At 33.1% G+C, this 19,776-nt stretch carries 13 protein-coding genes; 6 read left to right on the forward strand and 7 right to left on the reverse strand.

From position 1 onward, the window contains the following. The 3 genes from ABXT06_RS18125 to ABXT06_RS18135 all read left to right on the forward strand — a co-directional run. Window positions 1-246, forward strand: a 246-nt coding sequence (locus ABXT06_RS18125; RefSeq protein ID WP_354591997.1) for a hypothetical protein, incomplete at its 5' end; no start/stop codon positions are given. Window positions 247-1,218: 972 nt separating this feature from the next. After that, on the forward strand, window positions 1,219-4,017 hold the full coding sequence (locus ABXT06_RS18130) for an outer membrane beta-barrel family protein (RefSeq protein ID WP_354591998.1): 2,799 nt from the start codon (window positions 1,219-1,221) through the stop codon (window positions 4,015-4,017). Window positions 4,018-4,021: 4 nt separating this feature from the next. Beyond that, entirely contained in the window at window positions 4,022-4,804 is a 783-nt protein-coding gene (locus ABXT06_RS18135) for a GLPGLI family protein (protein WP_354591999.1), read from the forward strand. Between the two features lie 161 nt (window positions 4,805-4,965). Here the strand turns inward: ABXT06_RS18135 and ABXT06_RS18140 are convergent, their stop codons facing one another. The 7 genes from ABXT06_RS18140 to ABXT06_RS18170 all read right to left on the reverse strand — a co-directional run bounded on the left by ABXT06_RS18140 (window position 4,966) and on the right by ABXT06_RS18170 (window position 13,612). Then, window positions 4,966-5,946, reverse strand: coding sequence for a helix-turn-helix domain-containing protein (locus ABXT06_RS18140; RefSeq protein WP_354592000.1), 981 nt, complete (start codon window positions 5,944-5,946; stop codon window positions 4,966-4,968). A gap of 606 nt (window positions 5,947-6,552) precedes the next feature. After that, complete coding sequence (locus ABXT06_RS18145) at window positions 6,553-7,407, reverse strand: thioredoxin-like domain-containing protein (protein ID WP_354592001.1); 855 nt, start codon at window positions 7,405-7,407, stop codon at window positions 6,553-6,555. A gap of 39 nt (window positions 7,408-7,446) precedes the next feature. Further along, a complete protein-coding gene (locus tag ABXT06_RS18150) occupies window positions 7,447-7,827 on the reverse strand; it encodes a hypothetical protein (protein WP_354592002.1) in 381 nt (126 codons plus the stop codon). Window positions 7,828-7,920: 93 nt separating this feature from the next. Next, entirely contained in the window at window positions 7,921-9,393 is a 1,473-nt protein-coding gene (locus ABXT06_RS18155) for a hypothetical protein (protein ID WP_354592003.1), read from the reverse strand. A gap of 150 nt (window positions 9,394-9,543) precedes the next feature. Next, window positions 9,544-10,347, reverse strand: a complete 804-nt coding sequence (locus tag ABXT06_RS18160; protein ID WP_354592004.1) for a phage tail-like protein — start codon at window positions 10,345-10,347, stop codon at window positions 9,544-9,546. A 277-nt stretch (window positions 10,348-10,624) separates the two neighbouring features. Further along, a complete protein-coding gene (locus tag ABXT06_RS18165; RefSeq protein WP_354592005.1) occupies window positions 10,625-12,556 on the reverse strand; it encodes a glycoside hydrolase family 97 protein in 1,932 nt (643 codons plus the stop codon). Window positions 12,557-12,589: 33 nt separating this feature from the next. Next, window positions 12,590-13,612, reverse strand: a complete 1,023-nt coding sequence (locus ABXT06_RS18170; RefSeq protein WP_354592006.1) for an aldose epimerase family protein — start codon at window positions 13,610-13,612, stop codon at window positions 12,590-12,592. Between the two features lie 138 nt (window positions 13,613-13,750). Here ABXT06_RS18170 and ABXT06_RS18175 point away from each other — a divergent pair, with 138 nt between their 5' ends. The 3 genes from ABXT06_RS18175 (at window position 13,751) to ABXT06_RS18185 (ending at window position 19,529) form a co-directional block, all read left to right on the forward strand. After that, window positions 13,751-14,659, forward strand: coding sequence for an AraC family transcriptional regulator (locus ABXT06_RS18175; RefSeq protein ID WP_354592007.1), 909 nt, complete (start codon window positions 13,751-13,753; stop codon window positions 14,657-14,659). Window positions 14,660-14,786: 127 nt separating this feature from the next. Further along, a complete protein-coding gene (locus ABXT06_RS18180) occupies window positions 14,787-16,196 on the forward strand; it encodes a sugar porter family MFS transporter (protein ID WP_354592008.1) in 1,410 nt (469 codons plus the stop codon). 18 nt (window positions 16,197-16,214) lie between these two features. After that, window positions 16,215-19,529, forward strand: coding sequence for a DUF5107 domain-containing protein (locus ABXT06_RS18185; RefSeq protein WP_354592009.1), 3,315 nt, complete (start codon window positions 16,215-16,217; stop codon window positions 19,527-19,529). Window positions 19,530-19,776: the final 247 nt, after the last annotated feature.

The following is a 19,776-nucleotide window of genomic DNA, read 5'->3' on the forward strand; positions in this document are numbered from 1 at the left end:
TTGTTTTCGCTTCTGTTTCAAAGCGGGTGCAAAACTAAAACTTCTTTTTGTTTCTCGCAAGAAAAAATTGAAAAAATTTTGAAGCTTTCTTTTCGCCTCTATATTCTCATTTCTCTGCCAGTATCTCAAGGAACTTTCCGTGTTTTGCGGGGTGCAAAGGTAGTCAGTTTATCATCATTTACAAGAGTTTTCATGATTTTTTTTCTTTTTTTTCTAAAACTTTTTATTAAACCACTGACAACATAGAACTTAACAAACAAAACCTTAAATAAACATTAAAGATTTTACCTACAACTCTGTATTTTAAATAAGATAGTGCTTCAATACAACTTATTTGAAAAGTTGCCAAGTATATACATTATATCATATTGTATCATCAAAATGAAAGGATTATCTTTTTACTACAAAAAACTATGGTAAAAAAAATTCCTTACTATCGCTCCACTAAAGCTTGCTCATTTTTGAATTTGGTTAAAAAATCGCTACATCAAGTTTTAAACAATTAAAACATTATTTCAAAGAGATTTAAATCTTAAATTTCAAATGACTACTGATCACTAGAATTAATGCTTTTGCAACACATTCAGAAAGTAATCTAAACATTATACTACTAAATGTTCTAAACTACATCATTCTTCACAAATCAAAAATAAAGCAGTTTGAAAAAAAATATAAATAAATATAATGACTCCTTCTCTAAATAAACGAATATCTATAACCGTCTTCTCCCTCAAAGTCAAAAATTAAAGAATAGAAAAAATCTAAAGTTAACTGGCATGAAACTTACATAGAAACATTGTAAAATAAAAAACATCTCGAAGACTGCCTTAATTTTATGCAATCTCTCATTTTCTGTAAATGTTAGATGGAATAATTAACCTTAGCAACAAAAGCAAGTCTTTTTTTAATATTGTAGTATTTTTATTTACATTTGAACCAAATTCATATTTAACTATTCTATTAAGTATTACCAATCAAAATCGTTAAAATTCGAACCACTAACAATCAAAACCTCTCAAAAAAAATGAATTTCACAAAACCAAGCCACTTCACTTGTGCAAACCTTTATAAAAAAGTGCTATTTCAATTTCTACTATAGAATCTAGAATCTTCCTGCTCCCAAAAAACAAATCACAAAACCAAGTGCTTTTAATTTCTATTTCTCAAAAAATGGAATAGAACTTTAATGCCTCTTTTTCAAAAAACCATAACCAATTAATGAGACAAACCATTCTAGTATTATACTGCTTTCTTTTTTTATCAAATATTTCACAAGCACAAACATCAGGCACAGTTAAAGGATATGCAATAGACACCATCAACAATTCTCCATTATCGAAAGCATCAGTCTCTCTGTTAAGAGCACAAGATTCCATTTTACTAAAATTTACCCGAGCCAAAGAAAATGGTTATTTTGAATTGAATAATATTAAGCCTGGTAAGTTTATTTTACTGGTATCTTATCCCAAATATGCTGATTTTGTAGATCAATTTTCTATTGATTCCACAAAGTTGATCAAAGATTATGGTAAAATTAATTTGGCTGATAAAGGGAGATTACTATCCGAAATAATTATAAAAGGCAATAGAGCTACCATGAAAATCAAAGGAGATACATTAGAATTTGATCCAAAAGCATTTAAAATAGAACCTAATGCAAAAGTCGAAGATCTGATAAAACAATTTCCAGGAATACAAATTGATAAGGATGGAAAAATTACCGCTCAAGGCGAAACTGTAACCAAAGTTTTGGTTGATGGTGAAGAATTTTTTGGTGATGATCCCACTTTAGTTACAAAAAACCTCCGTGCGGACATGGTAGATAAAGTACAATTGTATGACAAAAAAAGTGATCAAGCCGCTTTTACAGGAATTGATGATGGCCAGAAAACCAAAACCCTAAATGTAAAGCTTAAAGAAGATAAAAAAAATGGTCATTTCGGGAAAGTAGAACTCGGAGGAGGGACTGATAATTTTTACAAAGGTCAGGCCATGTTTAATAAATTTTGGGATAAGAAAAAATTAGCAGCTTATGGCATTCTAGGCAACACAGGACAAGTAGGATTAGGATGGGGAGATAAAGATAAATATGGCCAAAGCAATTATCAAGTAACTGATGACGGCGGTATTTATTTTTCAAACAATGCAAATGATGAATTTGAAAGTTGGGATGGACAATTTAATGGTGAAGGAATTCCTATTGTACAAACTGGCGGAATACATTTTGACAATAAATGGAACAACGATAAAGAATCTATCAATGTAAATTATAAAATTGGTGACATCAAACTTTCAGGAAACCGCAATGATATTAACCAACAAAATTTAAGTTCTAGTAGCATTTATAATACTTCAGACAAGAGTTTTGAGAAAAACATGACTAAAAACAAATTTGATCTAGCTTATGAAATTAAAATTGATACTACTTTAACTTTAAAATTAAATGTAGATGGATTATTTAAGAACAGCAATTCAAGTGAAGCAGAAATGCGAAAAGGTTCTGACGAACAAGGTAACCAATTGAATAATTTGAAACAGACAACTACAAACGATGTTGATGACAAAGTATTTAATATAAATACTTTATTAACCAAAAGACTTAAAAAAACGGGACGAACATTATCTCTTAATTTAAGCCAATCAAGTACAGATAGCAAAAGTGATGGTTATTTAAATTCTCGAGCTGAATTTTTTACACCATCTGCAATTAGTCCAGATAGCACCAAAGTAGTCGATCAAAACAAAGTCAATAATATTAGCAATACGGCTTTTAAATCAAATTTAATCTATACTGAACCGTTATCCAAAAGTCTATCTTTAATTCTTAATTATGGATTCAACATTAGTAACGGGAAATCTGATCGTAAATCTTTTAATCAATCTCCAAATGGTGATTATAATGTTTTGGATTCCATCTTTAGTAATAATTATGAATTAGACCAAACGATAAACCAACTTGGAGCGATTTTCAATTACAAAAAAAACAAAACCGTTTTTAATTTTGGCTCTAAATTTAGTGATGTAAACTTTAAACAATATGATGTTTATAGAGATACTTCTTTTAAGCGAAAATTTGTCAACTACATGCCTCAAATAACCTATCAATACAATTTTAAACAAAGAGAATCACTGCGTTTGTCGTATAACGGAAACAACGATCAGCCAACATTAGAACAAATACAACCAATACCAAATAATCAGAACCCATTAAATACTATTTTGGGTAATCCTGATTTAGATCCTTCTTTTAAAAATAATCTTAGAGGTAGTTATTACTCGTACAAAGTGCTTAGCAATCAATACTTTTCGATTAATGGATCGTATAATTTTACGCTAAATCCAATAATAAGTAATGTGATTACAAATGATAGAGGACAAAGTATTTCTCAATTTGTAAACCTAAAAGACAAAGCTGCAACAAGTTATTATTTGAATAGTAATTTTGGGAAAACAATCAAAGCCATAGACATGAACGCAGGAATTGGTTTAAGCGCCAACAAAAATGTAAACTATAATTATATCAATACAAAACTGAATCAAACTAAAAATTCAACTTATTCCTTTAATTTAAACTTATCAAAATATAAAGAAAAAAAATATAATTTTAATACCAGTTTCGGGCCCACCTACAATGTTGCAGATGCAAGCATCAACGAAAACAGTGATAGTAATGGTTGGGGTTTTAATGGAAATTTCTGGACCAATATAGAATTGCCTTTCAAAATTGAAATTAGCACAGATGGTAATTATCAATATAATGGAAAAACACAAGTGATTCAAGAAACTTTTGAACGTTTTATTTGGAATGCATCTATCACCAAAAAATTCTTAAAAACCGATAATTTAAGAGTTACTATAACAGGAAGAGATCTTTTGAACCAAAATGTAGGATTTAATCGTTCTGCATTCAATGGAAATATCAGCCAAAGTACTTATACCACTATCCAAAGATACTTTATGTTTTCTGTAAGCTGGGATTTCAGCAAAATGGGAGGAGGAGAAATTAAACAAAACTAAAACTATGAAAACAATAATAAATCGCATTTTAATTTTAATAATTGTATTGACAAGCTACAATACTTTTGCACAAAATGACCACTTTGTACAAAATGGCGTAATCGAATATGAGAAGAAATCGAATATGTATGCTTTGATTACAAAAAAAATAAAAGGAGAAACAGATAGTTATTATCAATTAGCTTTTGAAAGTTATAAAAAAAACAATCCCCAATTCAAAACTACAAAAAGCATTCTCAGTTTTTCAAAAAACAAGAGTTTATACAAATGGGATGAAACAAGTCAATCAGCAAGCAACAGTTGGATTGCTGACGATGCAATGGCTAATTTAAAAAATGTTATCGCCACAGATCTTGATACGCAAGTTAGTATTACACAAAAAAATGTTTACGATGATTTATACCTAGTTAAAGATAGCTTACGCAAAATTGACTGGAAAATTACCGATGAAACCAGAGAAATTGCGGGCTATGAATGTCGCAGAGCAAATGCTATAATTATTGATTCTGTTTATGTTGTTGCCTATTATACAATTCAAATTCCATTCTCAGGCGGCCCTGAATCTTTTACAGGCTTACCTGGAACAATTTTAGGCTTGGCTCTGCCACATGAAAACATGACATGGTTTGCCACAAAAGTTACTGAAATTCCAGTTTCTGATAAAGATTTAGCTCCACCAATTAAAGGCAAACCTACTGACAATAAAGGGCTAAACAAAATACTTTTAGACGCTTTGAAAGACTGGGGAAAATGGGCAAAAAAAACATTACAAGCTTACTCTTTATAACTAAGCTTAAAACTTATTTCTGACATAAAAACTAATCTATATGGTTCTTGAGATTTCCAGAATAAATCAATGGAGCCAGTAATAGTATGGTGGAATCGTGATATTGTAAAGATGGAACTAATATATTTTCTACTACAATAGCATAAAGTTACAAATAAGCTTTATAGTTCTTGAATATATGTTTTAGGAGAAACTCCAAATCGCTCTTTAAATTTTGTAGAAAAATGAGCTCCGTTAGCAAAATTAAGCTGATCTGAGATTTGTGATATCGAAAATTGTTTAGTCTCAAGTAATTCTATGGCTTTAAATAATTTATTTTCCATAAAAAACACATTAGGTGCATTCCCTGTTATTTTATTGAATAGCATTTTAAATTTTGCCTCAGACATGTTCGCTTTTTTTGCAAGCAACTTAATACTAGGAAAATGGTCTTTTATATTTTCTATTAAATACATTTGACTTGCTATAATACTTGCTAAATCTTGTCGATTTACTGTTTGAATTATAATGCGTCTAGTACTAAGTTTGTTCAAATAGTTCGCAATAAGCATATGAACTGTCCCTATTAGATTTAAATCGAAAATAGAACCACCTACTTTCTTTTTCTTTAAATCATTTAGAATATGAAAGCTTTTACTGCTCATCCTATCAAATCGAACAATCGTGTTCTTTTGAGGATTTAAGATTTCATCAATATTTGGGAATTTAAGCTGATTATTTATTACATAATTCCGTATTGCCCTTTTTTTTATAAAGATGCACAATGCAAATGTTCTGCTTCCTTTTTTTACACTGTATTCAGATTCAAGTGTGCCGTCAATTACGGATAAATTATATTGCCATCTACTTACATCGTAAATTGAATTATGAATAGATACAGTAGCTTCACCATCGGTTAGATTGTAGTAAAATCCAACAAAATCACTATTAGGATTCTTTTGTATTAGATGCAAATCTTTTTTATATTCTACATTTACATAGTATGCAACAATTCCTTCACCGCAATCGAGAAAATACCTTGTTCCTGATTGAATATCCTCAGGAACTACTATAAAATTGCCTTCTACTTTTCCGCCATATTGTTTGGCAAAACTTTCTACCCAACTTAAATCTGCACCATAAAAATGTTCTATTGTTTCCATTGGAAATGAATGTGCTTTATAAAAATTTATTTTTTGTTTTTGGAAATGTTTTTAAGGCTAAGCTTAAATGCTTCTCGCTTTTACATTTATAATCTTAATGTCTTGAGTTACATCTATTGTTTAATTCACAACAACAGACATAAGTTCATTTTTTTTGTTTAACAAGCAATTAGTTATTCTGGGGTATAAAGATCATTACTTTTGGGGCGTAAAAAATTATTTCTATTAAGCGATGCTTGCTTGTTATACTATTCTTGGTTTAATTTATTCTCTATTATTAAAAATCTATATAGCCTTAAACAAAAAATACTGAAGACTTTATTAAACTCATTAGCAATAAAATAGGTCTATTTATTAATCTTGTTTTTTTTAAGTAAATATCTAACATTTAAAATAGATGATTTCAAGAGAACTTTTTATGAGCCTATGAATTAGGCCTTTACTTTTTTTATCTACTTTGTTTCTTTATATTTGAAAATAACCCATAAGTTTCTTATAATCCACATCTTTCAAAATCACTTTTTTATTTTGATCTAAAAGATAAATTGAGGGTATATTATCTATCCAGTACTCTGTTCTAATCTTACCGAAATTAGAATTGCCCCATTAGTTTATCCAATTTTTAGGAAACTTGTTTTCACTGATATATTTACGCCATAATTTCTCATCATTGTCCACATACACTGCCTGTAATACAACATTTTTAGGCGCACCATTACTTAGCCATTCCTTTACAATTGGAGATACTTGCATGCAGTGGGAACAATCTGGATTAAAAAAATATAAAATGGTGTATTGTGATTTATTATCTAGTAACGATATTTTTTTACCATTTTGATCCTCTAAGCGGAGATCTGCAGCTATAGAACCCAACTTATTTTTTTCGATAAAAGAAATGTTTGAGTCTATAACATCTTTACGCCAGTCTGGAGTAAAAGGCTGATTCTTTTCATTTTTAAGAATGTAGGTTCCTAACTCTTCATTAAAAAAGCCACTTTTCTTCTTCAAATAAAGATTTAACAATGACTCCTCTACAACATGATAGATATCCGGATTAACGCTCGCTTTCTGCAATACTTCATTTATAGCCAAAAGAATATTTTTATTATCTTTTATATTAAAAAGACTAATATATTGTGTCATTTTACCCCCAATATATGGAGTATTAAGAAGTAGATTGTCTTTAAAATTAACTCCACTCCAATAATTTTCCCTTAAAAAATTGATAACTTGTACATATTTTATATCGTCAACATCATACATAAGATGCTCGCCTTCCCACGCCATATTTGGTATAGGCAATGTATTGACACCTGCGATTAATTTTGCTACTGTCGAATTATGATATGCTTCTTCAATTCTTTTACCATAATTATAGAGAATCTGTTGCTCTGAAATTGCTTTTTCTCTAATTTTTTTCTTCTCAACACTATCTGGTTCATTTAAAAAATCTTCTTCCAATTTATGCTGTGTCGCATAAAACTTTTTTGAAGCAACCAGCTATTCTGCATAAGCATTATTTTGTTTGCTATTCTTAAAAACAGTATTCTGATTGTGTTCATAGTAATGCAAATCAATTATTTTCTCTTCAGCATCAGAATATAAAATGGGAATCATATTTTTTGAAATACGGAGCGGAAGCATTAGCATATAAATGCCTTCTGTACGAACTTTACTGGTATCTGTTATTGTTACCAAATCAGAGTCTTCTACTATTTTCATCTGCAAAAGCAAAGCCATTCCGTTTTTATAACCATATAAGACACAAGTATCTCCTTTACGCAGGCCTTCAGCTTCCAGTCTTATGCTTTGCTGCGCAGAATTTTTTGACGTTATTAGGCAAAACATCAATGCAAATAGAATAGTAGAAAAACTTTTCATATAATTAGTTTTTTCAAAAAAAACTGCCCTTAAAAAACTCAAGGACAGTAAATTTATTAATTATAATTCAATTCAGCATTGTTTCTTAAAACATTAATAAACAAACACTTGTATTACTTTATTTGCTGGACTCACAACTAGATTTGCTGGACCGCAAGTTTGCTGACCATTATTACAGTCAAAAAAGTGTCCACTTACTTCTGTAGTAGACCCAAAACCTCCAAAATAGTTGGGCTGACCAGCTGGAGCCCCTGTATAGCCGTATATTCGCTCACTTACAGGTGCGCCATAAAAATACGTAGTAGCATTCATGCTGTCATATGTACTAGGTGAGTAACTAATTACTTTTCCATTTAATTTACCAGTAAAAAGATGTGCTCCATTCGTATCTCCATAAGTAGATGTAAATGCATAACCATTATATGGATTAAATTCAATATAATTATCCATTGCATTTATGTCATCAATTTTTGACGCATTTGCCAAAGTAGATACTACTCTGAATCTCCATTTTGTGTTGGTTGTTGTACCTGTTGAAGTTAAACTTGGTAATGTTCCGTTATCTACACCAATTGCTGCCATTGCCGTTTTTGACATTCTAAAGTTCGCATAATTTATAGTTTCACTAGTGTAGTTATTATCATTTATAGGCATATCCGAAGAAAATTTATAAGTGCTAGGAATACCTGATGTTGCAGTCATATAAATATTTCTCGCTGTCTGTTCAGAATATGACCATACCATTGTTTGGCCATTTGTCATATTACAAAGCGTTTTCATAGCACTACCAGTGTATTGTGTTGGCTTTATCCAATATTCACCATTTGGAGCCACTCCAGCACCACCATTGTCAGCCATTGCATCCTTGCAGGTATTAGCAGGGTAATCCTTAGTACTTCCTTTTGTAGGTACTATAATTATATTTCTTGGGCAAGAAGTCCCTAATGCATCTGTTAAAATAAAAACTATACCATCTGTATTATTAGCTTGGTTTGGCTTACCAACTGCCTGAAAATTAATTGTAGTAGGAGTAGCAATTTGTGTTATAGTACCAGAAGCCTTAAGTGTTACACCTGCGGCCGTTGCACTTATATTATATGGTCCCGTAGAAGAAAACTCGACTGGTATTGCAATTGTTGCTGATGCTCCTGATACAGTAGTATTCATTTTCATTGTACTATTGATTACAGCATATGGCATATTACAAGCCATCGTTGCTTGATTAGCCTGAATTTCTATTTTTGAAGCTGGCGTACATAAAACGGCATTTTTGTTTGCGGCGTCTAATAATTTAAAAGAATATAATCCAACACTTCCTGCTTCGGCTGTACCATTTGAAACTAAAGTTACTTCCTGATTCCCAGTTTTGTCAAAAGTTCCCACTCCATTAAAATAAACTCCTTTAACCACATCAGTAGTAATTTTCAAAGGCCCTGGTTTAGTAACGTTCACTTTAAGCGTAATATAGTTTGTGGGAGATGCTCCCTTTGTTTCAACAAATACACCATTTACAACTGTTCCTGTTACTGTACAATCGGGAGTATAACCTCCTTTAACACTTTGCAAACTCACTGTAAATGTACATCCAACCGCTACGCTATGTTTATCATAAAGCGTAAAAGTGAGTTTTCCATTACTTCCCCATTTTGGTGTGCCTTTCGCAGTAAGAGTAATACGAGCAGCGGATGAAGTTGATACATATCCCGTACCTTCAAATCACATACCTGTATCTGCACCGTTAGATCCAATAACATCTGTATGCAAAGAATAAAAACCTGATTCTGCTACATCCAACTGAAGACTTACTCCATTAGTAACTGGATCTACAGGCTGATCTTCTGTAAAAGTACCAACTGGCTGTGTATTATCGCAAGAGATTTTAAAATCTGCATTATTTTCTGTTACTGGAATTGTAAAATTAGATGCACTACAAACTTCTTTACCTGTTTGATCATAAACTCTATACGCAACAGCTGGATTAACATCTGTTGGGGTTCCAAAAGCAGGAATCTGAATTTTTATTGGCCCGCTCGGCATTGCTGCAACAATTCCTGTATACGAAAATCGCACACCGTTTATTGTTTCTGTGTAAAAAGTATAGGTCCCAGGTTTAACAACTGTTGCAGTAATTTCAATATAATTATTTGTTCCAGTCGGTACTCCAGCATAATAACTTCCTTTTGTAACAGTAGCGGTAGAACAGTCAAAAGTAAACTTTGCTAACGAAATTGCATCACATTCCGACCAAGCATTCCCTTTCCAAGATTGCAGACAATTTTCATCTGTATTATATACTGTTAATCCTTTATTTATCATGCCCAATGTTGACTGTAATGTTGCCATCTGAGCAGAAGTAAATTTAGGAGGCATAAATCCTTTTGTTCCATTTTGCGATAGAATTTCAAAAGTAGCATTATCGTCTCCTTTTTGATTTCCTCCAACTACAACAGGCTTGCCTATCTGTGCAAAAGTCTGCAAGAAAATGAAGGTCATTATTAAAGTAAAAACTTTTTTTTTCATTGTTCTAATATTTATCATTAATGACTAGTAAACTTTCAAAAGATTACATTGTATATGAAACTGCATACCAATTTTCCCCGTCTGACTGTAAAGTAATTTTAGCACTGCCGTTAGTTACGCCACCAAACATACTTGCTGCTATGTAAGGACAAAAAGCAACCTCAAAAGGTTGCTTTAAACTTTATAGAGCCCTAAACTATCTGCAAATCCCAAATGAAATAAGAAATAATTAATCAGCAATTACTGCCATATCTCAAGCAGTTGGTTTGTTATTTTTTTATTTTATAAACTTTATAATAAATCCTCCTTTAGGTGCTAAGCTATACTTCCAGTTTGAAGTTACAGGATAAGTTTCTACTTTAAATTCCATTAACCTGTCGTTGCCTTCAGAGATAATTCTGAATTTTGAAAAACCTTTTCCGTATTTTTTCAGATCAATTGTTATAGGCTGATTTGAATTAGTCCCATTTATACCAACAACATAAGAAAGGTTATCTTTTTGGCGTGACAGCACTAACGCTTTACCTGGTTCTCCAATAATGCATTCTGTTTTATCCCACGTCGCAGGCATTTCTTTTAATAAATTTTTCAATTCATTTGGAAGCGAATTGAAAACTTCTTCTGAATCGGCAAAATGAATAACTCCTGAAGTATAAATCATTGCCATAGCCAATTCGTGCGCAGCAGTATTTAAACGAGTATACTTTCTAAAAGTCAGAGCGAATGGTGTATAATCTGCCGGACCTGCAACGTTTCTTGTAAATGGTAGTACTGTATTTTGTTCTGCTGCTTTTTCAGGAAATCTTGGCTCATAAAAATAACTTTCAGTTCCTAAAATAGCCTCTGCTGTTACAAAATTGGGCCATGTTCTATGCCAGCCTCTTGGCACTGTTGTACCGTGCAAGTTTACCAAAAGATGTTCTTTCGCCGCATCTTCAAAAACCGATTGCAGCGTTCCCATAACTTCCTGCCTATCCGAACACCAAAAGTCGATCTTAACTCCTTTTACGCCCATATCTGCCAACTCTTTGAATCTTTTCTTTCTCTTATCTGAATCAAAATATTCAGCCGAATATCCCCAAACCAATGGCTGAACTCCTTTTGACAAAGCATGGTCAATAATTTTTCCTTCTTTATTAGCTTTTTCCCATCCAGCATCAAAAAGCGTATATCTAAATCCAAATGAAGCCGAAACATCCGTAAACTTTTTATACATTTCTGGTGTAAAATCTTCAGGATGCGACCACCACGACCACGCCGCTTTTCCGGGAACAATCCATGAAGTATCTGAAATTTTAGAAGCTGGAGCCAAATCGGTAATCATAGTAGATAATAATATATCTCCCGCTTTATCTCCAATCATGATTACTCTCCATGGCATTGTCCAAGGCGAACTCGATTCAGGATAAGCAATTCCTTTATCAGCTAAAGGCAATGTGAATTTTTCATCATTTTTAGCAAAAGCAATGGTGTAAATTCCATTTTTAGAATCTGAATTTAGATGGCAGCCTGGAAACGAACCGTCTGTTCCTGATTCTGCAATTAAAACCCAGTTTTTAGTCTCATTAACATTAAAAAGCGCGGGCATACACCAACCTACAGATTCACCTCTTGCACCGTTTATAGGATCTCCAGGCTTGACATTAATATAAAAATCTTCATAACCTGGCGTATAATCTCCTGCTTTGTTATAAGGCTGTAACCATCCTTTTGCATTTTGAGCTATATGAAAACCAGTAAATTCATTTTTAAGTATTCTACTTTGTTTTTCCTGCTCTGGAAACTTATATCTAAAAGCAACACCTTCTTGACCTGCAATTAAATCTATTGTCATTAAAGCGCCTTTGCTATTTTTGAATGTAATGCTTTTGCTTTTAAAAACATGATCCGCAACTTTGTTATTCGCAACTTTGAGTTCGTATTTTTCGCGCTTTTCTTCAATTGGTGAAACTTTTACAATAGATAGTCCTGAAGTAAAATCATTATTCTCGAAATTTAATCCAAGAGGCGAATCTAAAATTATCGCTTGGTCTTTGCGAGTAACTTTATAAGACAATTTCCCGTCTTGGCTTAAAGACAGTTCAATCTTATTTTGATTGTCCTTAGACTTTAAAGAAAGTTCTTCATTTTGAGCGACACAACTTGTCAGTATAAAAAATACTGCGGGTATCAGAATACTTAAAGATCGGTTAAGAAACATTTTTTTCATTTATATAATTATTAGAGGTGATAGTTCTTTTTGTTATTGGATTACATCAAAAACATAAATAATAGTTTCGTTATAAACTTGTCCAGATTGGAATATCGTATTCGGAAAATGCTCGTGATTTGGACTATCGGGATAGTACTGGCATTCTAAACAGAGACCATCAAACGATCTGTATCGTTTATTGTGTTCTCCGATACTATCACTATTCAAATAATCTCCCGTATACAATTGCACTCCTGGATAAGAAGTATAAACCCGCATTATTCTTCCTGATTTTTCATCGTACAATTCACAAACAGGATTTTCATTTTTAGTGTTTCTATCAAAAATATAATAGAGATTAAGTCCGCTGTTTTGCATTACATCTTTTAGTTTGTCCTTCAAAAACAAATACTCATCGGCAAGCAAAATTTTTCCTGTCGGAATATAATCGGCTGTACTTTCCAGAATTTTAGATCCTTGAATAGTAAGCTGATGATGGTATATTTTTTCTTTACAGGCATTCAAATTAAAATAAGAATGATTGGTAAAGTTTAATGGAGTTGGCTCATCGGCTTCTGCCAAAAAAATAATTTTGAGCTCGTTTTGATCCGTCCATTTATAGATCACTTTTGTTTTCAAATTCCCCGGAAAACCTCCTTCTCCGTTTTCAGTTTCAAGAGAAAAAATTACGGCATCTTCTTCTACAATAAAATCAAACACTTTGTTATTAACCCCAGCCGAACCGCTATGATTATTGTTTTTACCATCGTTTTTATCGAGATGATACGTTTTATTTTCAATAGAAAATGCCGCATTATTAATTCTGTTGGCAAAACGTCCAACAGTTGCTCCTATATAAGATTGATCTTTTACATATCCTTCTAAAGTTGGAAATCCTAAAACCACATTTTCTTTGTTTCTCAATTTATCTGACACTACTATGGATTTTACTATGGCTCCATAATTAATAAGTTCGACATAATTGCCGTGACTATTTGTGATCTGAAATTTGAAAATCTCTTTCTCATCATGCCAGCCAAAAGACTCACAAACAATATTATTTGTAGGATTCATATCGTTTTACAAAAAGGTTAAAATCTGAAGTGTTAGTATAGAATTTCAAATTTAGTTTTGATTATTGTTCTCAAAATGGACATTTTTTGCGAAAGCATGGATTAAATTACGATATTTGAAAAACAAGATTCAGGAAAAATGAAAAATGCATCTCAAAAGGAAAAAATAAAAGTCAAAGAAGGTTTTCTAGGACAGCGAATGATAGTAATTCCAAAGAATATACTTTCGATCATAAAAAAGAATCCGCTCATAGCTGGTTTGTATTTTACGGATATTGGCGTGTTTCCTAATGCAAGCCATCATTCCATGAAACGAAAACACGGGAGCAAGCAATACATTTTAATTTATTGTTATAAAGGAGAAGGCATCATAAGCAAAGAAAATAAAACGATAACACTAAAAGCCAATACCTTTTATATAATACCCCCCGAAGTTGCACATGATTATTATGCTTTAAAGCAAAATCCGTGGAGCATTTACTGGATTCATTTTACAGGAATTCAAGCGCCTTTTTTCCATGATAAATTTATCGCTGAATATCCCGACACTGCACCTCAATTATCGCTTGAAGAAAGACGCATTGAACTTTTTGAAAACATTCTCGATGTTATGGAAGACGGCTACAGTGCCAGTAATCTCGAATTTGCCAATCTTTCGTTATGGCAGTTATTAAATACCTTTTTGTATGAAAAATTCTTCATTCAAAAGAATCGAAAATTTTCAGAGGATAATACTATAGAGTCGGCTATTGACTATATGAAAAAACATCTTGATCTTTCCTTAAAAATTAATGATGTTGCCGCTTATTTTAACTATTCTCCTTCTCATTTTTTTACCTTATTTAAGAAACAAACTGGCTATTCTCCTATTCATTATTTCAACTATCTAAAAATGCAGAAAGCTTGTCAGTATCTCAGTTTTACAACTATGAGCATAAAAGAAATCAGTTTTAATTTAGGGTTTAATGACCCTTTGTATTTCTCTCGTTTGTTCAAAAAAATCATGAGTACTTCACCTATACAATATCGAACCGAATACAAGCAGTAACGCAATTGTTTTCGTATTTAAGCATTCAATACCAAAAAATCAGATTATAATCCATCTATTCAAAAAAAATATCCATAAATCAAAGGTTCCTATTCCGCTAATTTTACAAAAGCTATAAAACCTTTTTATGAAAAACTATAATTATACCTTTTTACTATCAATTAGCCTTGTTGCGGCATTAGGCGGATTACTCTTTGGTTACGACTGGGTTGTAATCGGCGGTGCAAAACCATTTTACGAACTTTATTTCGGTATTACAAATTCTCCGGCTCTACAAGGCTGGGCAATGAGCAGTGCGCTTGTAGGCTGCGTCGCGGGTGCGGCCGTTGCAGGAAAATTAGCCGACAGTTACGGAAGACGTCCTATACTAATCGTTGCTGCCGTATTATTCTCCTTATGCGCTCTTGGAACTGGAGCTTCAGAAACCTTTACCGTATTCATTATCTGGCGAATCATCGGCGGAGTCGGAATTGGAATCGCTTCTACCATTTCTCCTTTATATATTGCAGAAATTGCGCCGCAGGAAACCCGAGGATTATTTGTTTCCATTAACCAATTAACGGTTGTTATTGGAATTTTGGCCGCACAAATCACCAATATGCTAATTACAGAAGTGATTCCTCCTGATTATTCTCCTGCGCAAATTTTAGCTTCATGGAACGGACAAACAGGCTGGAGATGGATGTTTTGGGCAGGATTTTTCCCTGCAGTTCTTTTCTTTATTTTAATGTTTTTGATTCCCGAAAGTCCTCGCTACTTAGCAAAAAAAGGCAGTCATGAAAAAGCTGAAAGTACTTTGACCAAAATTGGAGGATTGGCTTACGCCAAAGAAGCAATTACAACGATAAAAGAAACTTTTACTGAAGAAACAGAAGGAACAGATTTCAAAATGCTGTTTGACAAAAAAGCTTTGCCAATTTTAGTTATTGGAATTGTTTTGGCTGCTTTCCAGCAATGGTGCGGCATCAACATTATCTTCAACTATGCTCAGGAAATCTTTGTTTCGGCAGGTTACAGTATCAACGATTTGTTTATGAATATTGTAATTACAGGAAGCATTAATCTTGTATTCACTTTGGTTGCCATGGGAACTGTAGATAAATTGGGACGTAAAAAACTAATGCTATTTGGTTCTGCTTCGCTTGCCATTATTTATGCTTTATTGGGGTATTTTTATTATACCAATGTTACTGGTTTCCCATTATTATTACTGGTTTTATTAGCAATTGCTATTTACGCCATGTCCCTCGCTCCTATTACATGGGTTATTTTATCTGAAATTTTCCCTAACCAAATCAGAGGTGTTGCAATGTCTGTTGCCACATTTGCACTCTGGATTGCATCTGCACTTTTGGTACAAACGTTTCCAATCTTCAACGAATACTTAGGCACATCTGGAACTTTCTGGATTTACGGGATTATCTGTGCTTTAGGATTCTTGTTTGTATTCAAAAAACTTCCTGAAACCAAAAACAAAAGTCTCGAAGAGATTGAAAAACTAATGGTTTCTGATAAAGAATCAAAGAATATTCAATAATTTAAATTTCATTACATCATGCAAAAAGTAAATGTTTGGAAGGAAAAAATAATCCTGCCAACTTATGAGGTGGGCAAACCTGAAAAAAATCCTGTATTTATTGAGAAAAGAGTTTATCAGGGAAGTAACGGATCTGTATATCCTTATCCGGTTATTGAAAAAATCGCTGACGAAAAAACCAACAAAGAATATCAAGCCGTTTATCTTGAAAACGAGTTTGTTAAAATAATGATTCTTCCAGAACTTGGCGGGCGTGTTCATATGGCTTATGACAAAACCAAAGAACGTCATTTTGTATATTACAATCAAGTGGTAAAACCTGCATTGGTTGGGCTTACTGGACCTTGGATTTCGGGAGGAATCGAGTTTAACTGGCCACAGCACCATAGACCGACCACTTTTGATCCTGTTGATTTTACAATCGAAGAACATGAAGACGGAAGCGCTACAATTTGGTGCAGCGAAGTAGAACGTATGTTTAGAACCAAAGGTATGGCCGGTTTCCGACTGTATCCAGATAAGGCTTATCTAGAAATTAGAGCGCAATTATATAACAGAACCTCTTTCCCGCAGACTTTTTTATGGTGGGCAAATCCTGCTGTAAAAGTAAATGATGATTATCAATCTGTTTTTCCGCCAGATGTAAATGCTGTTTTTGATCATGGTAAACGTGATGTTTCGTCTTTCCCAATTGCAAAAGGAACGTATTATAAAGTAGATTATTCTCCTGGAACCGATATTTCTCGTTACAAAAACATTCCCGTTCCAACATCTTATATGGCAATTGCTTCTAAATATAATTTTGTTGGCGGTTACGAAAATGACTCAAAAGGTGGATTGCTTCACGTTGCCAATCATCATGTTTCACCAGGAAAAAAACAATGGACGTGGGGACACGGCGATTTCGGTCGTGCTTGGGATCGCAATCTTACTGATGAAGATGGACCATATATTGAATTGATGTGCGGTGTCTATACTGATAATCAACCTGACTTTACTTGGATTATGCCAGGCGAACAAAAAGAATTTACGCAATATTTCATGCCATATCGCGATTTAGGAGTTGTAAAAAATGCTACTAAAAATGCGATGGTTAATCTGGAAAGTGTTGACAATAAATTAGTCATTAAAGCATACACAACAGGAGTTTATCCAAAAACAACCGTTGCTTTAAAAAACAACGATATTGTTTTATTCCAAAAACAGTACGATGCTTCTCCATACAATTCATTTGAAGAAACTATTGATTTTGATCATAACTCTTCTTTAGAAGGTTTATCGATTTCTGTAACCGATGCAGATGATAAAGTTTTAGTTGACTGGGTTTACGAGGCACAAAATGAAGACGAAATTCCAGAAGCGGCAAAACCTGCACTTGCTCCAGAAGACATCGAAAATAACGAACAATTATTCCTGACGGCACAGCATTTGGAGCAATATAGACACGCCACTTACAGTCCTATTCCGTATTACGAAGAAGCTTTAAAACGTGATTCTGGCGATGTTCGTTCTAACAATGCAATAGGATTATGGCTCATGAGAAGAGCAAAATTTGCAGAAAGCGAACCTTATTTCAGAGCGGCAATCAAAACGCTGACACAGCGAAATCCGAATCCGTATGATGGTGAGGCTTATTTTAATTTGGGACTTTGCCTTAAATATCAAAACAAAAATGAGCAGGCTTATGATGCTTTTTACAAATCTACATGGAATGCAGCTTGGCAAAATCAAGGTTATTTTTATGTGGCACAGCTTGACGCTTTAAAAGGCGATTATGAATTGGCATTGGAACATATCAAAAAAGCTATTTCAAAAAACACCGAAGATCATAAAGCAGTGCATTTACAAGCAGCGTTTCTTAGAAAGTTAAATCAAAAAGAAAAAGCAGTTGAAGTGATCAACAGTTATTTAAAAAATGACGGCTTTAATTTTGGTTTATTATATGAAAAATATCTTTTGAGCAACGATAAAAAGGATTTAGATTATCTAAATGCGCTTATTCGAAGTAACATTCATACTTATATTGAGTATGCTTTAGACTACAATGCAGCAGGTTTTTATGCAGAAGCAGCTTCGTTGTTAAATGAAGGGTTGAAAGATGAAAATACGTATCCATTAGCTTGGTATTTTGCTGGTTCATTTTATGAAAAGTTAAATGATTTCGGTCAAGCCGAAAAATGTTTCCAAATGGCTTCTCAGGCGAAACCGGATTATTGTTTTCCAAATCAGATTGAGGCTGCTTTGGTTCTTTCCGAAGTGATTCAGAAACAGACAAATGATGCAAAAGCGTTGTATTACTTAGGAAACTTTTGGTATGCTTCGAAATTTTATGATGATGCTATTTCGTGTTGGGAAAAATCGGTGGCAATAGATGATACGTTTCCAACTGTTCATAGAAACTTATCATTGGCATATTACAATAAATTAAATGATGAACAAAAAGCACTGGCTAGTTTAGAAAAAGCATTTTCTTTGGACACAGAAGATTCTAGAATTTTAATGGAATTAGATCAATTGTACAAACGTTTGAACAGAGATTTGGTCTTTAGACTTGCTTTCTTAGAAAAACATTTAGAATTGGTTATTCAAAGAGATGATGTGTATTTAGAGAGAGCGGCTTTATACAACTTATTAGGCAAACACGACAAAGCATTGACTTTAATACAAAATAGAATTTTCCATCCGTGGGAAGGCGGTGAAGGAAAAGTAAGCGGTCAATACCTGATCTCTTTAACCGAAATTGCTAAACAGCACATTACTGAAGGGAATTATGATAAAGCGATTGAACTTTTAGAACAGGCTCAAATTTATCCTGAAAATTTAGGTGAAGGAAAACTGCCAGGAGCACAAGAAAATGATATTCATTATTGGCTTGGAGTAGCTTTTGAAAAGAAAAATAATTTACAAGAAGCAAATAACTGGTGGCATAAAGCAACTCAGGGATTAGAAGAACCTACAGCAGCGATTTTTTATAATGATCAGCAGCCGGATAAAATTTTCTATCAGGGATTGGCTTTCTTAAAACTAAACAATATTCCAGAAGCCAATAAACGTTTCGAGAAGTTTGTTGCTTATGCAGAAAAACATGTAAACGATCATGTTACGATTGATTATTTTGCAGTATCACTTCCTGATCTTATGATTTGGGAAGATGATTTAGACAAGCGAAACAAAATTCACTGTTTGTACATGAAAGGATTAGGTCTTCTAGGTCTTAATAAAAAAGCCGAAGCTGAACATACTTTTAATAGTGTTCTTTCTGAAGAGAAAAGCCATTCAGGCGTTACCATACATCTTTCATTATTAAAAAATGAGGAATCGGTTTCAGTTTAAGTTAGTATTTTAAATAGGAAATAAAGATTAGCTTCGGAGAAGCGAAATATTTATAGTAATTGTATTTATTATTGAGGACAAAGCTCCAGCGGAGCGACATCTTTTTACAAAGCTTTTATATTTCGCTCCTCTGGAGCTCTTTTGTAGGTACGTGATTGAATTTCTATAAATATTTTGCCCCGCTGGGGCTTATTTAAATGCAGATATAAAAACCAAAAGACTGGGCAAAAAGAATTGACAGCCTTTT

This window comes from Flavobacterium sp. UW10123, assembly GCF_040538975.1.
Taxonomy (GTDB): domain Bacteria; phylum Bacteroidota; class Bacteroidia; order Flavobacteriales; family Flavobacteriaceae; genus Flavobacterium.

Coding starts and splice junctions, on each gene's coding strand:
- ABXT06_RS18130 (WP_354591998.1), top strand. CDS start 1,219: ATGAGACAAACCATTCTAGTATTATACTGCTTTCTTTTTTTATCAAAT.
- ABXT06_RS18135 (WP_354591999.1), top strand. CDS start 4,022: ATGAAAACAATAATAAATCGCATTTTAATTTTAATAATTGTATTGACA.
- ABXT06_RS18140 (WP_354592000.1), bottom strand. CDS start 5,946: ATGGAAACAATAGAACATTTTTATGGTGCAGATTTAAGTTGGGTAGAA.
- ABXT06_RS18150 (WP_354592002.1), bottom strand. CDS start 7,827: ATGAAAAGTTTTTCTACTATTCTATTTGCATTGATGTTTTGCCTAATA.
- ABXT06_RS18160 (WP_354592004.1), bottom strand. CDS start 10,347: ATGAAAAAAAAAGTTTTTACTTTAATAATGACCTTCATTTTCTTGCAG.
- ABXT06_RS18165 (WP_354592005.1), bottom strand. CDS start 12,556: ATGAAAAAAATGTTTCTTAACCGATCTTTAAGTATTCTGATACCCGCA.
- ABXT06_RS18170 (WP_354592006.1), bottom strand. CDS start 13,612: ATGAATCCTACAAATAATATTGTTTGTGAGTCTTTTGGCTGGCATGAT.
- ABXT06_RS18175 (WP_354592007.1), top strand. CDS start 13,751: ATGAAAAATGCATCTCAAAAGGAAAAAATAAAAGTCAAAGAAGGTTTT.
- ABXT06_RS18180 (WP_354592008.1), top strand. CDS start 14,787: ATGAAAAACTATAATTATACCTTTTTACTATCAATTAGCCTTGTTGCG.
- ABXT06_RS18185 (WP_354592009.1), top strand. CDS start 16,215: ATGCAAAAAGTAAATGTTTGGAAGGAAAAAATAATCCTGCCAACTTAT.